Source organism: Streptomyces sp. NPDC057743 (assembly GCF_042798755.1).
Lineage (GTDB): Bacteria > Actinomycetota > Actinomycetes > Streptomycetales > Streptomycetaceae > Streptomyces.
Genome location: NZ_JBHVJX010000022.1, coordinates 88,521 through 105,025, shown reverse-complemented (window position 1 = coordinate 105,025; position 16,505 = coordinate 88,521). Strand labels below are relative to the sequence as shown.

The following is a 16,505-nucleotide window of genomic DNA, read 5'->3' as shown; positions in this document are numbered from 1 at the left end:
AACGCGGAAGGGGCATCCTCAACAGGAGGGTGCCCCTTCTTCTCGTTGTCTTCTCGTTCCGGGCCGGGGGCCGGACGGCCGGCTCAGCCGGTCACCAACCGCCGTCCCCGCCGCCCAAGATGTCCGGGAAACCGGGGATGTGCCAACCGCCGCCCGGCTTATCGCCGTTGCCGGGCTTGGGCGGCTTCGGGGCGTGCGGCTTGCCCTTGTTGGCGTCGTCGCCCTTGCCCTTCGAATCGTCGATCGGGACCGTCGGCAGGGCCGGGGACGGGCGGCCGGCCAGCGCGCCGGACATCATGTCGCGCCAGATGGGGCCCGGGGTGTCGGCGCCGTAGACCTTGTCGTGGGAGACGCCGCCGATGGTGATGTTGTACATCTGGCGCTGGTGGCGGGGGTCGCCGACCCAGACGGCGCCGGCCGCGTTCGGGGTGTAGCCGACGAACCAGGCGGCGTAGCGGCTGTCCGTGGTGCCCGTCTTGCCGGCGCTGTCGCGGCCCTTGAGGCCGGCCTGCTTGCCGGTGCCGTCCTCGACGACGCCCTTGAGGAGGGTGTTGACGGTGTCCGCGGTCTTCTTCGACATCGCGTTGTGGCAGCGGGACTTGGGGACGTTCAGCGCCTTGCCCTGCGCGTCGGTGATCGACTCGATGGCGACGGGCGAGCAGTAGGTGCCCTCGTCGGCGAAGGTGGCGTACGCCGCCGCCATGTTCAGCGGGGACATCTCCTGGCCGCCCAGCGCCATCGAGGGAACCTGCTTCAGCGGCTTGCCGTCGGCCCGTTGGAGCCCCATCTTCTGGGCCATCGTGACCGCGGGGCAGATGCCCATGTCGCTGATCAGCTGCACGTAGTAGGTGTTGACCGACTTCGCGGTCGCCTCCTTCATGTCGTACGGGCCGACTTCCTTGGGGTCCTCGTTGTTGACGGTGTCGTTGCCGTCCCAGGTGCCGGTGCAGGTCTGGACCGGCTTCGGATACGCCATCTTGAACGGCGAGGAGTACTGCTGGTCCGGGCCGATGCCCTGCTCCAGGGCGGCCGCCGCGATGATCGGCTTGAAGGTCGAGCCGGGTTGGTAGCCGGCGCCACCGCCCATCTTGCGGTTGACCGAGAGGTTGATCTGGGTCTGGTTGGTGCCGAAGCCGTAGGGGCGGGACTGGCCCATGCCGAGGATCTTGCCGGTGCCCGGCTGGACGACCGCGCCGGCGCCGGCGACCGGGTCGTCCGCGTAGACGTGCCGGCTCAGCGAAGCCTGGATCGACTTCTGGGTCTGCCGGTCCAAGGTGGTGCGGATGGTCAGGCCGCCCTGCATCCAGCGCTGCGAGCGGACCTCCCGGGTCGCGCCGAACGCCTTGTCGTTGAGCAGGACTTCGCGCACGTAGTCACAGAAGAAGCCGGCGCCGTCGGTGGCGGTGATGCAGCCGTTCTGCGGGCGGCTGATCTTCAGCTTGATCGGCCGGGCGGCCGCGGCGTTGGCCTCGGACCGGCTGATCGCCTTGAGGTCGGCCATCCGCTTCAGGACGGTGTTGCGCCGATCGGTCGCCGCCTGCGGGTGGTTGACCGGGTCGTAGCGCGTGGGCGACTGGACGATGCCGGCGAGCAGCGCCGCCTCCTCCACGCTCAAGTCCTTGGCGTGCTTGCTGAAGTAGCGCTGGGCGGCGGCCTCGACGCCGTACGCCTGCTCGCCGAAGAAGGTGATGTTGAGGTAGTTCTGGAGGATCTTGCGCTTGCCGAGCTTCTCCTCCAACTTGATCGCGTACTTCAGCTCCTTGACCTTGCGGCCGAGGGTCTGCTGGGTGGCCTGGGCGACCTTGTCCGGGTCGTCGCCGGCCTCCTCGATGAAGACGTTCTTCACGTACTGCTGGGTCAGCGTGGACGCGCCCTGGGAAACGCCGCCGGACTGCGCGTTCTTGTTGACCGCGCGCGCGATGCCCTTCAGGTCGATGGCGCCGTGTTGGTAGAAGCGGGCGTCCTCGATGGCCACGATCGCCTTCTGGATGTACGGCGACATGTCCTTGAGGTCGACGACGGTGCGGTCGCGGGAGTAGACCGACGCGATCTCGCCGCCGTCGGAGTCGAGGATGGTGGTGCGCTGACTGAGCGGCGGGGTCTTGAGGTTGGCCGGAATGTCGTCGAAGCCCTCGACGGACGTCTTGGCCACGAGGCCGAGCGCCCCGGCGGCCGGGAGCGCGATCCCGGCGAGTACGGCTCCGGCAAGGACGCTGACACCCAGGAACTTGGCGGCCTGCTGGGTCCTTGACCGACCCCCGCCCTCGCGCTTCTTAGCCATGAGGGAAGCCTACGTTCTCATTCGCCGGACAGGGGCGCACCTGTTCGTTTAGCCTGTTCCCATCTGCCGCAGCGAACGGTTACACCTCGGTTCGTCAACCCTCACTCCCGACACGGGCACTGTCCCAGATGCCCGTTGTGCGCCAGAAATCCCTTGCCATCACAGCGAAGTGTCCCGCTTGGGAGGGAAGCGACGTATGTCGCACGGTCACTCCGTTGGGTGATCTGCCGCGTACGCATAGTCCGTTCGGGCCATTCAAGATTGGGCCCGAAGGGGGTGTTGCGCCCTGCCTGCCTTCCGTAACGTCCTCAACTGGCAACGGTGAATATGCCGTTAGCCGCCGTGGGGGAGCCTCGATTCGGGAGAGGACGGCGCCAGCATGGGCTGGGTAACCGACTGGAGTGCACAGGCAGCCTGCCGCACTACCGATCCGGATGAACTGTTCGTGCAAGGGGCGGCGCAGAACCGCGCCAAGGCGGTGTGTACCGGGTGTCCGGTGCGCACGGAGTGCCTGGCCGACGCCCTGGACAACCGGGTGGAGTTCGGAGTGTGGGGCGGGATGACGGAACGCGAGCGGAGGGCGCTGCTGCGCCGCCGCCCGACGGTGACGTCCTGGCGCCGGCTGTTGGAGACGGCGCGGACGGAATACGAGCGCAGCACGGGCCTGTTGCCCGTGGAGTGCTCGGACGAAGCCTTCGACGACGCGTACGCGGCGGTCGGGTAGCGCCCGACGTCCGGCCGGCGACGGGCCCAACGGGGGCCGCTCGTCGGTCAGTCGACGCTCTCGCCCGGCCGCAGCGCCAGACGGTCGCCGATCGCGCGCAGGCCCGCGAGGTCGTGGACGTCGCCGGGCAACGCGGCGACCTCCGCCACCGGCACCTCGGGGTGCAGTGCGGTGAAGCGGTCGCGGGTGCGTCGTTCGCGGGCCAGGACCTGCATGCGTTCGGCGTGCAGGCGTAGTAGACCGGCGGCGAGCCCGGCCGCCGATGCCGGAGGGGATGCCAGGTGCTCCGCGGCGGCGGGGGAGGGACCGCCGGGCGTACCTGCTCCAGTCTTCCCGCCGGTGAGATCCACAATGCCGTCCGCGGAAAGATTTTCCGCTGCCGCTGAAGTGGCGTGGTGGGGGCGGGTGTTGGCGACCTCCTCCGGGAGCTCCGGGGTCGCGGAATCCGCCAAGTCCTCGGCGTCCGCCGGGTCGTTGGGGTCCGTCGGCCCGTCGGCGTCCTCCGGCGCGGGGTCGGCGAAGTCCTCCGTGTCCTCCGTCAGTGCCTCCGCGGCGGCCAGTGCGCGCTCGGCGCTGAGTTGGGCCGCGCCGCTGCCGTGGACGCGGTTGAGCACCAGCCCGGCCAGCGGCATCTGCTCGGCCGCCAGCCGTTCGACGAAGTACGCCGCCTCGCGCAGCGCGTCCCGCTCCGGCGCGGCGACCACCAGGAACGCGGTGCCGGGTGCCTGGAGCAGACGGTAGGTGGCGTCCGCGCGGGTCCGGAAACCGCCGAACATGGTGTCCATCGCGGCCACGAACGTCTGGACGTCGCGCAGGAGTTGGCCGCCCATCAGCTTGCTGAGGGTGCCCGTCATCATCGACATGCCGACGTTGAGGAACTTCATGCCGGCCCGCCCGCCGACCTTCGCCGGCGCCATCAGGACCCGGATGAACTTGCCGTCCAGGAAGGACCCCAGCCGCTTGGGCGCGTCCAGGAAGTCCAGCGCGGAGCGGCTCGGCGGGGTGTCCACGACGATCAGGTCCCACTCGTCGCCGGCGCGGAGCTGACCGAGCTTCTCCATCGCCATGTACTCCTGCGTACCGGCGAAACCGGCCGACAGGGACTGGTAGAAGGGGTTCTCCAGGATGGCGCGGGCCCGCTCGGCGTCCGCATGGCCCTCGACGATCTCGTCGAAGGTGCGCTTCATGTCCAGCATCATCGCGTGGAGTTCGCCGCCGGCGGCCTCGTCGACGCCCTTGACCTGGCGGGGGACGTTGTCGAGCTCGGAGATGCCCATCGACTGCGCCAGGCGGCGGGCCGGGTCGATGGTCAGCACCACGACCTTGCGGCCGCGCTCGGCGGCGCGCACGCCCAGCGCCGCGGCGGTGGTGGTCTTGCCGACGCCGCCGGAGCCGCAGCACACCACGATGCGAGTGCCCGGGTCGTCGATCAGGGCGTCGACCTCCAGCCGGGGGGCCGAGGCGTCCAACGTCGTTCCGTCCGAGGTCATATGGGCCCCTGTTTCCGCAGGTCTCTGGCCAGGCCGTAGAGCCCGGCGAGGTCCACTCCCTCGGGGAGCAGCCCCAACTCGTAGGTGGGCAGGCCGAGATCGGTCAGCGCGGCGTGCTGGGCGCGCTCCAGCTCGACCCGCTCGGCGTGCTCGCGCGCCTGCTCCAGCAGGGGGTCGATCAGGCGCTCGGCCAGGCCCCCGCGGCGGGCGCCGCCCAGGCCGGCCTGGGAGAGCGCCTTGGCGATGCCGGCCCGGGCGCCGCGGGCGGCGACCTCCAGATCGCCGTTGTCCAACAGGGCGGGGCGGGTCATGTTGATCACCACACCGCCGACCGGGATGCCGGCCTCGCGCAGCTCGGCGATGCCGTCGGCGGTCTCCTGGACGGGCATCTCCTCCAGGAGCGTCACCAGGTGCACCGCCGTCTCGGGGGACTTCAGGACCCGCATCACGGCCTGCGCCTGGTTGTGGATCGGGCCGATCTTGGCCAGGCCCGCGACCTCGTCGTTGACGTTCAGGAAGCGGGTGACGCGGCCGGTGGGCGGGGCGTCCATCACGACCGCGTCATAGACGAACGCGCCGCTCTTGTCCTTGCGGCGGACGGCCTCGCACGCCTTGCCGGTCAGCAGGACGTCCCGCAGGCCGGGGGCGATGGTGGTGGCGAAGTCGATCGCGCCCAGCTTCTTCAGCGCCCGGCCGGCGCTGCCGAGCTTGTAGAACATCTGGAGGTAGTCCAGCAGGGCGCGCTCGGCGTCGATGGCCAGGGCGTGCACCTCACCGCCACCGGGGGCCACCGCGATCTTGCGCTCCTCGTAGGGAAGCGCTTCGGTCTCGAACAGCTGGGCAATGCCCTGCCGGCCCTCGACCTCGACCAGGAGGGTGCGACGCCCCTCGGTGGCCAGGGCGAGGGCAAGTGCAGCGGCGACCGTGGTCTTGCCGGTGCCGCCCTTGCCGCTGACGACATGGAGCCTGCTCACGGCTAGGAGCCTAACCAGTCCTCGTCCGGCTCACGCACGGGATACGCCTGGGAACACCCGGAGATCCGCTCGCGGGCGGTCGGGGACGGGGTCCGGGATGCCCCCTAGGGGTCGCGGGCCCAGGGCGCCCGGCACAGGCATTACGCTCGGCCCATGACCAAGTGGGAATACGCGACCGTGCCGCTGCTCGTGCACGCGACGAAGCAGATTCTGGACACCTGGGGCGAGGACGGCTGGGAGCTGGTCCAGGTCGTGCCGGGCCCGAACAACCCCGAGCAGTTGGTGGCCTACCTGAAGCGGGAGAAGCCGTGAGCGTCGTTGAGGACAGGATCGCGTCGCTCGGCCTGAAGCTGCCGGAGGTCGTGCCGCCGCTGGCCACCTACCAGCCCGCGGTGCGCTCCGGCTCGTACGTCTTCACCTCCGGCCAGCTGCCCATGGTGGACGGCGCGCTGCCGGCCACCGGCAAGGTCGGCGCCGAGGTCGCCCCCGAGCAGGCCAAGGAGCTCGCCGCGACCTGCGCGCTGAACGCGCTGGCCGCCGTGAAGTCCGTCGTCGGCGACCTCGACAAGATCGTCCGGGTCGTGAAGGTCGTCGGATTCGTCGCCTCCGCGCCGGAGTTCACCGGCCAGCCGGGCGTCGTCAACGGCGCCAGCGAGCTGCTCGGCGAGATCCTCGGCGAGAAGGGCGTGCACGCCCGCTCCGCGGTCGGCGTGGCGGTGCTGCCGATCGACGCGCCCGTCGAGGTCGAGATCCAGGTCGAGATCGCCGACTGACCTCGCGCACGCGGTGCGCTCGCGCCCGGGGCGGGCCCGCTGTCCGCAGAGGGCCCCTCGAACATCCGCGCGCGAGCGCATAGCATCCGGCCATGGCGTCGACGACCAATGGCCAGTGGTACCCGCCGGAATGGCCGGCCCGCATCCGGGCCCTGACGAACGGCGAACTGACGCCGCCCGCGCCCCGCAGGGCCGCGACGGTCCTGCTGCTGCGGGACACCGACCGCGACGGCCCCGCCGTCCACATGCTGCGCAGACGCGCCTCCATGGCCTTCGCCGGAGGCGCGTACGCCTATCCGGGCGGGTCCGTCGACCCGCGTGACGAACGGCCCGTGGGGTGGGCGGGCCCCTCGCGCACCGCATGGGCGGTGCGGCTGGGCGTCGACCCGTCCACCGCGCAGGCCATCATCTGCGCAGCGGTGCGCGAGACCTTCGAGGAGTCCGGGGTGCTGCTCGCCGGCGACTCGGCCCACACGGTCGTCGCGGACGCCACCGGCGCGGACTGGGAGGCGGACCGGGCGGCGCTGGTCGCCCACGAGCTGTCCTTCGCCGACCTGTTGGCCCGCCGCGGCCTGGTGCTGCGCTCCGATCTGCTGGCCGCCTGGGCGCGGTGGATCACCCCGGAGTTCGAACCGCGCCGCTACGACACGTTCTTCTTCGTCGCCGCGCTCCCGGAGGGCCAGCGCGCCCTCGACGTCTCCACGGAGGCCGACCACACGGTGTGGCTCCGCCCCGGGGAGGCCGCGGCCGGCTACGACCGCGGCGAGCTGCTGATGATGCCGCCGACCATCTCCACCCTGCGGTCCCTTACGCCCTACGGGAGCGTCGCCGACGCGCTGGCCGCGGCCGGTGCGCAGGACCTGACGCCGGTGCTGGCCCGCGCCCGCCTCGTGGGCGACGAGATCGTGCTGAGCTGGCCCGGCCACGACGAGTTCACCAAGCACATCGCGACGACGGACGACGCCTCCGGAGGTACCCCCGCATGACCGAAGCCGCGGCCCTGCCGGGCCAGCCCCGTGGCGGAGTCCTCTCCGGGCCGGCCACGCCGCGCGCCCACTGCGTCCTGGCCCCCAACCCGTCCGCGATGACGCTGGACGGCACCAACACCTGGATCGTCGCCGAGCCGGGCTCCCAACTGGCCGTCGTCATCGACCCCGGACCGCTCGACGAGGGTCACCTCCGGGCCGTCATCGACACCGCGGAGCGGGCCGGGCAGCGGGTCGCGCTGACCCTGCTCACCCACGGGCACCCCGACCACGCCGAAGGGGCGGCCCGCTTCGCCGAGTTGACCGGCAGCCCCGTACGGGCACTGGACCCGGGGCTGCGCCTGGGGGACGAGGGGCTCGGCGCGGGTGACGTGATCACCACCGGGGGCCTGGAACTGCGGGTGGTGCCCACCCCGGGGCACACCGCGGACTCGCTCTCCTTCCATCTGCCCGCCGACCGGGCCGTCCTGACGGGGGACACGATCCTGGGGCGCGGCACCACCGTGGTCGCGCACCCCGACGGCCGGCTGGGCGACTACCTGGACTCGCTGCGCCGGCTGCGCTCCCTCACCGTGGACGACGGGGTCTCGACGGTCCTACCGGGCCACGGGCCGGTGTTGAACGACGCACAGGGGGCGGTGGAGTTCTACCTGGCGCACCGGGCCCACCGGCTCGCCCAGGTGGAGACGGCGGTGGAGGCCGGCCACCGGACCCCCGCCGAGGTCGTGGCGAGCGTCTACGTGGACGTCGACCGCTCCCTGTGGCCGGCCGCCGAACTGTCGGTGCGGGCGCAGCTGGACTACCTGGGCGAACACGGGCTGATCTAGGGCCCGTACGCGCCGCCCTCGGCCCCTACGGGACGGGCACGGCGTCAGGGCCCCTCCGGGCGGGGGGCCTTGGCCCCGTGGACGGCGAGGTACTCGTCGGCCAGCCAGGGGGCGAGGTCGGTCAGCAGCTCGTCGAGGAGCCCGGGGTGCCCGGCCGGGTTCCGGGCGGCGCGGGCCGCGGCGCGCATCTGCTCGGCATGCGCCGGGTAATAGCGCCCGAACACCTCGGCGGATTCGGCGAGATCGCTGGTCCAGCCGCCCCAGCGCGGCATGACCAGGGTGAATCCGGTGCGGACGAGGTTCCTGGCGACCGCCCGGGTCAGCCGGGTGCGCTCCGCTGGGCCGGTGGCCGCGGTGGCCCGCCGACGGAGACCGGGCAGCCGCCGGAAGAGGTCGCCGTTGGTCTCCCGGGCCAGGAGCGAGGTCGGGCGGTAACGGGGCAGCGCCGCGGCCAGATCGGGCCCGTTCAGCGGCGTGCACAGACAGGCCACGAACCACCCCAGGTCGTACCGTTCCAGCTCGCTCAGCAACTGGTCCGCGGTGACCAACAGCAGGCCGGCACCGTCGATCTGCGGGAAGGCGGCGTCCAACTCCGCCTCGACGGCCCGGGCGGCCGCCCGATCGGCGTCGGTGGGCCCCGGCCGCCCCGCCCGCAGGACGAGCAGCGCATCGAGGTCGGACACCCCGGGGACGGCGGTGCCGCGCGGGATGCTCCCGTACAGGTAGCTGCTGACGACCCGTTCGGGAGGGAAGTGGGCGGCGAGCCGGTCGGCCAGCGCCGCCACGACGGGCGCGAACGGCGCGGGCACCTTCTCCAGCGCCCCTTCCCGTACGAAGCAGCCGTCCTGGTCGAGGCCCTTGCCTCCGGATTCCCCACCGGTCGTCATGGCGCCAACTATGGGGCGGCGGAACGGCGGGCCGCGAGCCAATTACCCGGCGGCCGCCGGGGGTTCTCGCACACGCACCGAGGGCCCCGCCGCAGCGGGGCCCTCAAAACGGTCGTGGTGCGCGCGGCGTCAGCGCGAGCGCTTGGCCAGCCGCTCGACGTCCAACAGGATCACGGCGCGCGCCTCCAGGCGCAGCCAGCCGCGGCCCGCGAAGTCCGCGAGCGCCTTGTTGACGGTCTCCCGGGAGGCGCCGACCAACTGGGCCAGCTCCTCCTGCGTGAGGTCGTGCACGACGTGGATGCCCTCCTCGGACTGCACGCCGAAGCGGCGCGACAGGTCCAGCAGCGCGCGCGCCACACGGCCCGGCACGTCCGAGAAGACCAGGTCGGACATCTGGTCGTTGGTCTTGCGCAGCCGGCGGGCGACCGCGCGCAGCAGGGCGGTGGCCACCTCCGGGCGGGCGTTCAGCCAGGGCTGAAGGTCACCGTGGCCCAGTCCCAGCAGCTTGACCTCGGTGAGCGCGGTGGCGGTGGCCGTGCGCGGTCCCGGGTCGAAGAGGGACAGTTCGCCGATGAGCTCGCCGGGTCCGAGGACGGCCAGCATGTTCTCGCGGCCGTCGGGTGAGGTGCGGTGGAGCTTCACTTTGCCCTCGGTGACCACGTACAGGCGGTCGCCTGGGTCCCCTTCGTGGAACAGGGCGTCGCCGCGTGCGAGCGTGACCTCTCCCATCGAGGCGCGAAGCTCGGCCGCCTGCTCGTCGTCGAGCGCCGCGAAGAGCGGGGCGCGCCGCAGAACGTCGTCCACGAGTTCTCTCCTTGTCGACATGCTCCGGGGGACTGTGGTCCCCATCATGCCGGAATGCAAAACAGTGCGATCAATCACAAGTTTGCCGGACCCGTGGCCCAAGCCATACGGCAGGGGGCCGATTGGGGTCACGAATCCCGGTGATCGGGTCGGATGTCAGTGGGTGGCCTTAGTCTGGCCGAGTGTCCAATACGCCGGTGAGAGCAGAGGACTGGGGGCTGACAGAGTGAGCGCCGGGCGCGATTCCGCTGTGGGCGAACAGCCACTCACGGGCGCCTCGAATACCGACAAAAGTAACAAATCGCTCTTCGGGGCGGTGAGCGGGCGGAATGCGGCGGATGGGGCCGGCGCGTCGCCCACCGAGGCGAAGGAGGCGGCTGTGCCCGAGACCCCCGCGAAGCCGGCGGCGAAGAAGACCGCGACCAGCAAGGCCCCGGCGAGGAAGACCGCCGCCAAGAAGGCCCCGGCCGCGAAGACCACCGCCGCGAAGACCACCGCGGCGAAGAAGACGACCGCCGCGAAGAAGACCACCACGGCCAAGAAGACGACGGCCAAGAAGACGGCGCCCGCCAAGAAGGCCGCCCCCGCGCGCAAGCGCGAGTCCCGGGCCGCCATGGTGCGCCGGGCCCACGAGATCAACCGCGAGCTGGGCGAGCTCTACCCCTACGCCCACCCGGAGTTGGACTTCACCAACCCCTTCGAGCTGCTGGTCGCCACGGTCCTGTCCGCCCAGACCACCGACCTCCGGGTCAACCAGACCACCCCCCGGCTCTTCGCCGCCTGCCCCACGCCCGAGGACATGGCCGCGATCCCCCCGGAGCAGTTGGAGGAGCTGATCCGCCCCACCGGCTTCTTCCGCGCCAAGGCGAGATCCCTGATCGGTCTGTCCACCGCGCTGCGTGACCGCTTCGACGGCGAGGTGCCCGGCCGCCTGGAGGACCTCGTCACGCTCCCCGGCGTCGGGCGCAAGACCGCCAATGTCGTGCTTGGCAACGCCTTCGGCGTCCCCGGCATCACCGTCGACACCCACTTCGGCCGGCTGGCGCGCCGCTTCGGGTGGACGAGCGCGCAGGACGCCGAGAAGGTCGAGGCCGACGTCGCCGCGATCTTCCCCGAGAGCGAGTGGACGATGCTCTCGCACCGCGTGGTCTTCCACGGCCGGCGCGTCTGCCACTCCCGCAAACCGGCCTGCGGGGCCTGCCCGATTGCCGCGCTGTGCCCGTCGTACGGCGAGGGCGAGACCGACCCGGAGAAGGCGAAGAAGCTGCTCAAGTACGAGCTCGGCGGCCAGCCCGGGCAGCGGCTGAAGCCGCCGGCCGACTATCCGGGGCGGCCCGCGCCCCCGTTGGCCGCCTCGTAGGGCGAGGAACCACGACTCCACCGGGGGGACCGATCAGCCACGTATGCCTGAGGGGGCGCGGATGACGAGTGCACGGGAGCAGTACGGCGAGACGAGGGGCCCAGGCCCGGCGGCGGCCGGGCCGGAGGTGACGGTGACGACCGAGGACTTGCCCGAGTGGCTGGCTCCGGTGGCCCGCGCGGCCGCCAGCGTGGAGCCGCGGCAGCTCAGTCGCTTCCTGCCGCCGGAGCGCGGCGGGCGGCAGTCGGCCGTGCTGATCCTCTTCGGGCACGGTGCCCGAGGGCCCGAGCTGCTCCTGATGGAGCGCGCCGGCACCCTGCGCTCGCACGCCGGCCAGCCCTCCTTCCCCGGGGGCTCGCTCGACCCGGAGGACGGCGATCCGGAGGGCGTCGGTCCGATCCGCGCGGCGCTGCGCGAGGCCCAGGAGGAGACCGGGCTCGACCCGTCGGGGGTCCAGGTCTTCGGCGTGCTGCCGCGGCTCTACATCCCCGTCAGCGGCTTCGTGGTGACGCCCGTGCTGGGCTGGTGGCGGGTGCCGAGCCCGGTGGCCGCGGTGGATCGCGCGGAGACCGCTCGGGTCTTCACGGTTCCCGTGGCGGATCTCACGGACCCCGCACATCGCGTTACCTCCCGTCACCCCAGCGGCCACATCGGCCCCGCCTTCCTCGTCGAGTCCGCCCTGGTCTGGGGTTTTACCGCCGGGGTGATCGACCGGATCTTGCACTACGCGGGTTGGGAGATCCCATGGGACCGCGACAAGCAGGTCCCGCTCGACTGGCGCTCGTGAGACGGTGTCCGGCGTGAACGTCCTGGACATCCTGCTGCTGGTCGCGGCCGTATGGTTCGCGATCGTCGGTTACCGGCAAGGCTTCCTCGTCGGCATCCTGTCCGTGATCGGCTTCCTCGGAGGAGGTCTGATCGCGGTCTATGTGCTGCCGATGATCTGGAACGAGGTCACCGACGACGCCAAACCGGGCACCTTCGCGGTCATCGCGGCGGTCGCCATCGTGATCGTCTGTGCCTCGGTGGGCCAGGCGCTCACCACCCACCTCGGCAACAAGCTCCGCCGGCACATCACTTGGACACCCGCGCGGGCGCTGGACGCCACCGGCGGCGCGCTGGTCAACGTCCTGGCGATGCTGCTGGTCGCCTGGCTGATCGGCTCTGCGCTCGCCGGCACGTCCCTGCCGACGCTCAGCAAGGAGGTCCGCAACTCCAAGGTGCTGCTCGGGGTTTCGCAGGTCATGCCACCGCAGGCCAGCACCTGGTTCGCCGACTTCTCCTCGGCGCTGGCGCAGAACGGCTTCCCGCAGGTCTTCACGCCATTCGCCAACGAGCCGATCCGGCCGGTCCGGCCGCCGGACCCGGCGCTGGCCAACGGCCCCGTGGCGGCGGACGCCCGGCGCAGCATCGTCAAGATCGTCGGTCGGGCGCCCGGCTGCGGCAAGATCCTGGAGGGCACCGGCTTCGTCTTCGCCCCGCACCGGGTGATGACCAACGCGCACGTCGTCGGCGGCGTCGACGACCCGACGGTCCAGGTGGGCGGCGAGGGACTCCCGGTCAACGCCAAGGTGGTGCTCTACGACTGGGAGCGCGACATCGCGGTGCTGGACGTCCCGCAACTGCGCGCCCCGGAACTGAAGTTCGCCGACAAGGACGCGGGCAGCGGCAAGAGCGCCATCGTCGCCGGCTTCCCCGAGAACGGCGGATACGACGTCCGCCCGGCCCGCATCCGCGGCCGCATCCAGGCCAACGGCGCGGACATCTACCACCGGGGCACCGTCGGCCGGGACGTCTACTCGCTCTACGCGACGGTCCGGGAGGGCAACTCCGGCGGCCCGCTGCTCACCCCCCGAGGCGAGGTCTACGGCGTGGTCTTCGCCAAGTCGCGGGACGACGCGCACACCGGCTACGCGCTGACGGCCGACGAGGTCCGGCAGGACGCCGTCCGCGGACGGGTCGCGTCCCAGCGGGTCGACACCCAGGGGTGCGCGATCTGAAGGCGGGTGGGGCCGCGTACCGATCCTGCGGGACGGGGCGCGGCTCGAAGGCCGTCGGGGGAGTGCGCCGGGGTCAGCTGCGGGGATGGCGTAGGCGCGCGCTCATCCAGCGCGCTCTGCGGCGCAGGATGCGGGGGATGCCCATCGGGTGCGCCGCATCCGGGGACCTGGAGGATCCGAGATCCGGGGTGCCCCTGTCCTGTGTGCCCACCGCGGCGGCGCTGCTGCGGCGGTTGCGTGCCACGTCACGGTAGTCGTGCGTCCAGCCCATACCCTCGACTCTGCCCGTGGCCCAAGGTCCGTAACCGCCTCGGAGAGGGCCAATTGGCCTATGCGGGAGGCAATTGGCTGTTCGTCAGACGAGCGTTCGTGCGAACGCGGTGGAGCGGGCCGGACGCCGCTGGGGAGGCGGCGGGCGACGGGTGGTGCGCGGGGCCGCGGACCGTCAGCGGTCCGGTTCCGGGTCCTTGAGCCAGTTGATCAGCTCGGTGGAGAAGGCTGCGGGGTCCTCTTCGTGCGGCCAGTGCCCCAGGCCGTCGAAGAGCCGCCAGCGGTAGGGGGCCTCGACGTACTCGCCGGAGCCGGCGGCGCTGCGGGTGCGCATGACCGGGTCCAGGGAGCCGTGCAGATGCAGGGTCGGGACCCGCACCGGCAGCTTCATCCGGCGGTTGAACTGGAGGCCGTCGGGGCGCGCCATCGAGCGCACCATCCAGCGGTAGGGCTCGATCGAGCAGTGCGCCGTCGACGGGATGGCCATGGCCCGTTGGTAGACCTCGATGGTCTCGTCGTCCGGGAGCCGGGGGCCGGACCAGTCGCGGATCATCCGGCCCACCAGTGCCGCGTCGTCCGCGGTCAGCCGGCGCTCCGGCAGCCAGGGCCGCTGGAAGCTCCAGATGTGCGAGCTGCGTCGGACGTCGGCGAGCATCGCGGCCCGCCAGCGCCGCGGGTGCGGCATCGACGACACCACGAGCCGGCGGACCAGCTTGGGCCGCATCACCGCCGCCGTCCACGCGAGGTAGCCGCCCAGGTCGTGCCCGACCAGCGCGGCGTCCGGCTCGCCCAGGGAGCGGATGACGCCCGTGATGTCGAGGGCGAGATTGGCCGGGTCGTAGCCGCGCGGGGTGCGGTCGCTGCCGCCGACGCCGCGCAGGTCCATGGCGACCGCGCGGAAGCCCGCGTCGGCCAGCGCCGGAAGCTGGTACCGCCAGGTCCACCAGAACTGCGGGAAGCCGTGCAGCAGCAGCACGAGGGGCCCGTCGCCCATCTCGGCGGTGTGGAAGCGCGCGCCGTTGGCCGCGACGTCCCGGTGCGTCACCTCGTGACCACCGGGGGCGTCGAGCCGCACGACGGCGGCGGTGCTGTCGGGGGCCGTCATACCGAGGAGCGGGGCACAGAGGCGAGGACCGGGTGCTCCTCCTCCGCCCGCGGGTGCGGCTTGGCCTTCTGCAGCACGGCCGCGGTCTCCTTGGCGGAGGCGATCGACTTCTCCGGCTTCTTGATCTTCTTGATCTTGGCCATCGCGATCAGGATCAGCAGCGCGGCGATGATCAGGAAGGCGCCGCCCACGATGAGGAAGGACCAGGCGAGGCCGAGGCCGAGGTTGTGGATGCCGTAGGCCGCCGCGAAACTCAGCACCGGCAGCGCGAACAGCGCCAGCACCCCCGCCACGACGAACGCGGCGCTGCCGATGCCCGCCCGCTTGGCGTCCTGCCGCAGTTCCGCCTTGGCCAGCGCGATCTCGTCGTGCACCAACGCGGACATTTCGGCGGTCGCCGTGGCCACCAGTTGCCCGAGGCTGCGGTCCGCACCGTCGTCGGCTGCGCTCATCGCCGTCTCCCTCTTCTCTTCGCCTGGATGCAAAGCCTCTCAGATCATGCCGGACCATCGTCCCCGGACGGGGCGCCGGCGGCCATTTCGGCAAGCCGGCGATGCTCGGCGGCCTTCGCTTCGTGGATCGCGGCCATCCGTAGGTGGTACGCGGGCTGGCCCTTCTCGTAGACGTCCGGGATGCCGTCCTGGTCCTCGTCCCGTTCCTCCTCGTCGCACAGCTGCCGGTACTTGTTGTTGCGGATCTTGAGGAGGATGCCCGCGAAGACGGCCGCGAGCAGCGAGCCGATCAGCACCGCGGCCTTGATCTCGTCGGTCAGGACCGGGTCGCCGGCGAAGGCGAGCTCGCCGATGAGCAGGGAGACGGTGAAGCCGATGCCGGCCAGGGCGGCGACGCCGAAGACGTCCGGCCACTTCAGGTCGGGGTTGAGCTCGGCTCTGGTGAAGCGGGCGGTGCACCAGGTGCCGCCGAATATCCCCAGCGCCTTGCCCACTATCAGGCCGAGGACCACGCCGAGCGTCTCGGGCCGGGTGAAGACGTCGTGGACGGCGCCGCCGGAGATCGACACCCCCGCGGAGAACAGCGCGAACAGCGGCACCGCCAGCCCCGCCGACAGCGGGCGGACCAGGTGCTCGATGTGCTCGCCGGGGGACTGCCGCTCGCCCTCATGGCGGTGGCAGCGCAGCATCAGGCCCATGGCGACGCCGGCGATGGTGGCGTGCACGCCGCTGTTCTCCATCAGCGCCCAGATCACCACGGCGAGCGGGACGTAGACGTACCAGCCGCGGACGCCCTTGCGCAGCAGGACGTAGAAGAGCACCAGGCCGGCGACGGACAGGCCGAGGGCGACGAAGTTCAGTTTCGAGGTGAAGAAGATCGCGATGATCAGGATCGCGAAGAGGTCGTCGACGACGGCGAGGGTGAGCAGGAAGGCGCGCAGCGCGGACGGCAGGGAGGTGCCGATCACCGCGAGGACGGCGAGCGCGAAGGCGATGTCGGTGGCGGTGGGGACCGCCCAGCCCTGGAAGGAACCGCCGCCGGCGGCGTTGACCAGGAAGTAGACCAGGGCGGGGGTCGCCATGCCGCAGATCGCGGCGATCACCGGGAGGGCGGCGGCCTTGGGGTCGCGCAGTTCGCCGGCGACCAGTTCGCGCTTGAGCTCGATGCCGGCGACGAAGAAGAAGACCGCGAGCAGGCCGTTGGCGGCCCAGTGCTGGAGCGAGAGGTCCAGGCCCAGTGACGCCGGGCCGAGGTGCAGCCCGCGGAGCGCCTCGTAGCTGCCGCCGAAGGTGTTGGCCCAGATCAGTGCGGCGATGGCGGCGACGAGGAGGAGAACGCCGCCGACGGTCTCGGTACGCAGTGCGTCGGCGATGAAGTTCCGCTCGGGCAACGGCATCCGGCCGAGGAATATGGAGCGGCGGTTGCTGGATGCAGTCACGCGTTGACCTCCGGCAGCTGAGAACGGCTGTAGCAGTTGCCGACCAGACTTCCCGGCGCACCCTGAGTTTCTTAGCGTCCCGTTGACGCCTCCCTAACCCTAACGGGTGGGTGCAAGGGGTTAATGCGTGGGC

At 71.6% G+C, this 16,505-nt stretch carries 16 protein-coding genes; 8 read left to right on the top strand and 8 right to left on the bottom strand.

Annotation, left to right across the window (positions count from 1 at the left end):
- Positions 1-91: 91 nt before the first annotated feature.
- Positions 92-2,281 carry a transglycosylase domain-containing protein gene (locus ACFVFQ_RS24915; RefSeq protein WP_383419739.1) on the bottom strand — a complete coding sequence of 730 codons (2,190 nt, stop codon included), beginning with the start codon at positions 2,279-2,281 and terminating at the stop codon, positions 92-94.
- A 379-nt stretch (positions 2,282-2,660) separates the two neighbouring features.
- Here ACFVFQ_RS24915 and ACFVFQ_RS24910 point away from each other — a divergent pair, with 379 nt between their 5' ends.
- Positions 2,661-3,005 carry a WhiB family transcriptional regulator gene (locus ACFVFQ_RS24910; RefSeq protein WP_383419737.1) on the top strand — a complete coding sequence of 115 codons (345 nt, stop codon included), beginning with the start codon at positions 2,661-2,663 and terminating at the stop codon, positions 3,003-3,005.
- A gap of 47 nt (positions 3,006-3,052) precedes the next feature.
- Here the strand turns inward: ACFVFQ_RS24910 and ACFVFQ_RS24905 are convergent, their stop codons facing one another.
- Together ACFVFQ_RS24905 and ACFVFQ_RS24900 are read right to left on the bottom strand one after the other, a co-directional pair.
- Positions 3,053-4,495, bottom strand: a complete 1,443-nt coding sequence (locus ACFVFQ_RS24905) for an ArsA family ATPase (protein WP_383419735.1) — start codon at positions 4,493-4,495, stop codon at positions 3,053-3,055.
- Positions 4,492-5,469: an ArsA-related P-loop ATPase gene (locus tag ACFVFQ_RS24900; RefSeq protein ID WP_274914382.1), complete on the bottom strand. Its 978-nt coding sequence runs from the start codon at positions 5,467-5,469 to the stop codon at positions 4,492-4,494. The genes ACFVFQ_RS24905 and ACFVFQ_RS24900 overlap by 4 nt, the downstream gene beginning before the upstream one ends.
- Positions 5,470-5,622: 153 nt before the next feature.
- On the opposite strand from ACFVFQ_RS24900, the gene ACFVFQ_RS24895 reads away from it, so the two are divergent.
- The 4 genes from ACFVFQ_RS24895 to ACFVFQ_RS24880 all read left to right on the top strand — a co-directional run bounded on the left by ACFVFQ_RS24895 (position 5,623) and on the right by ACFVFQ_RS24880 (position 8,055).
- Entirely contained in the window at positions 5,623-5,781 is a 159-nt protein-coding gene (locus ACFVFQ_RS24895; RefSeq protein ID WP_019992579.1) for a DUF4177 domain-containing protein, read from the top strand.
- Positions 5,778-6,242 carry a RidA family protein gene (locus tag ACFVFQ_RS24890; protein ID WP_383419732.1) on the top strand — a complete coding sequence of 155 codons (465 nt, stop codon included), beginning with the start codon at positions 5,778-5,780 and terminating at the stop codon, positions 6,240-6,242. Before ACFVFQ_RS24895 ends, ACFVFQ_RS24890 begins: the two co-directional genes overlap by 4 nt.
- A 92-nt stretch (positions 6,243-6,334) precedes the next feature.
- Complete coding sequence (locus ACFVFQ_RS24885; RefSeq protein WP_383419730.1) at positions 6,335-7,228, top strand: NUDIX hydrolase; 894 nt, start codon at positions 6,335-6,337, stop codon at positions 7,226-7,228.
- A complete protein-coding gene (locus ACFVFQ_RS24880; protein ID WP_383419728.1) occupies positions 7,225-8,055 on the top strand; it encodes an MBL fold metallo-hydrolase in 831 nt (276 codons plus the stop codon). The genes ACFVFQ_RS24885 and ACFVFQ_RS24880 overlap by 4 nt, the downstream gene beginning before the upstream one ends.
- 44 nt (positions 8,056-8,099) lie before the next feature.
- Here the strand turns inward: ACFVFQ_RS24880 and ACFVFQ_RS24875 are convergent, their stop codons facing one another.
- Both ACFVFQ_RS24875 and ACFVFQ_RS24870 read right to left on the bottom strand, forming a co-directional pair.
- Positions 8,100-8,942 (bottom strand): nucleotidyltransferase domain-containing protein, encoded by an 843-nt coding sequence (locus ACFVFQ_RS24875; protein ID WP_383419726.1) that lies wholly within the window; start codon positions 8,940-8,942, stop codon positions 8,100-8,102.
- A 129-nt stretch (positions 8,943-9,071) separates the two neighbouring features.
- Positions 9,072-9,746 (bottom strand): Crp/Fnr family transcriptional regulator, encoded by a 675-nt coding sequence (locus ACFVFQ_RS24870; protein WP_003981529.1) that lies wholly within the window; start codon positions 9,744-9,746, stop codon positions 9,072-9,074.
- A gap of 379 nt (positions 9,747-10,125) precedes the next feature.
- On the opposite strand from ACFVFQ_RS24870, the gene nth reads away from it, so the two are divergent.
- The 3 genes from nth (at position 10,126) to ACFVFQ_RS24855 (ending at position 13,106) form a co-directional block, all read left to right on the top strand.
- Entirely contained in the window at positions 10,126-11,106 is a 981-nt protein-coding gene (nth, locus tag ACFVFQ_RS24865; protein WP_383419724.1) for an endonuclease III, read from the top strand.
- Between the two features lie 61 nt (positions 11,107-11,167).
- Complete coding sequence (locus tag ACFVFQ_RS24860) at positions 11,168-11,893, top strand: NUDIX hydrolase (protein WP_383419722.1); 726 nt, start codon at positions 11,168-11,170, stop codon at positions 11,891-11,893.
- A 13-nt stretch (positions 11,894-11,906) separates the two neighbouring features.
- Positions 11,907-13,106, top strand: coding sequence for a MarP family serine protease (locus tag ACFVFQ_RS24855; protein ID WP_383419720.1), 1,200 nt, complete (start codon positions 11,907-11,909; stop codon positions 13,104-13,106).
- A gap of 445 nt (positions 13,107-13,551) precedes the next feature.
- On the opposite strand, the gene ACFVFQ_RS24850 is transcribed toward ACFVFQ_RS24855, so the two are convergent.
- The 3 genes from ACFVFQ_RS24850 to nhaA are packed head-to-tail and all read right to left on the bottom strand — an operon-like array spanning position 13,552 to position 16,330.
- Positions 13,552-14,481 (bottom strand): alpha/beta fold hydrolase, encoded by a 930-nt coding sequence (locus ACFVFQ_RS24850; protein WP_383419718.1) that lies wholly within the window; start codon positions 14,479-14,481, stop codon positions 13,552-13,554.
- Positions 14,478-14,933, bottom strand: a complete 456-nt coding sequence (locus tag ACFVFQ_RS24845) for a phage holin family protein (RefSeq protein WP_383419715.1) — start codon at positions 14,931-14,933, stop codon at positions 14,478-14,480. The genes ACFVFQ_RS24850 and ACFVFQ_RS24845 overlap by 4 nt, the downstream gene beginning before the upstream one ends.
- A gap of 44 nt (positions 14,934-14,977) precedes the next feature.
- The gene (gene nhaA / locus ACFVFQ_RS24840) at positions 14,978-16,330 is read right to left on the bottom strand and encodes a Na+/H+ antiporter NhaA (RefSeq protein ID WP_383419833.1); all 1,353 of its coding nucleotides are present in this window, start codon (positions 16,328-16,330) and stop codon (positions 14,978-14,980) included.
- Positions 16,331-16,505: the final 175 nt, after the last annotated feature.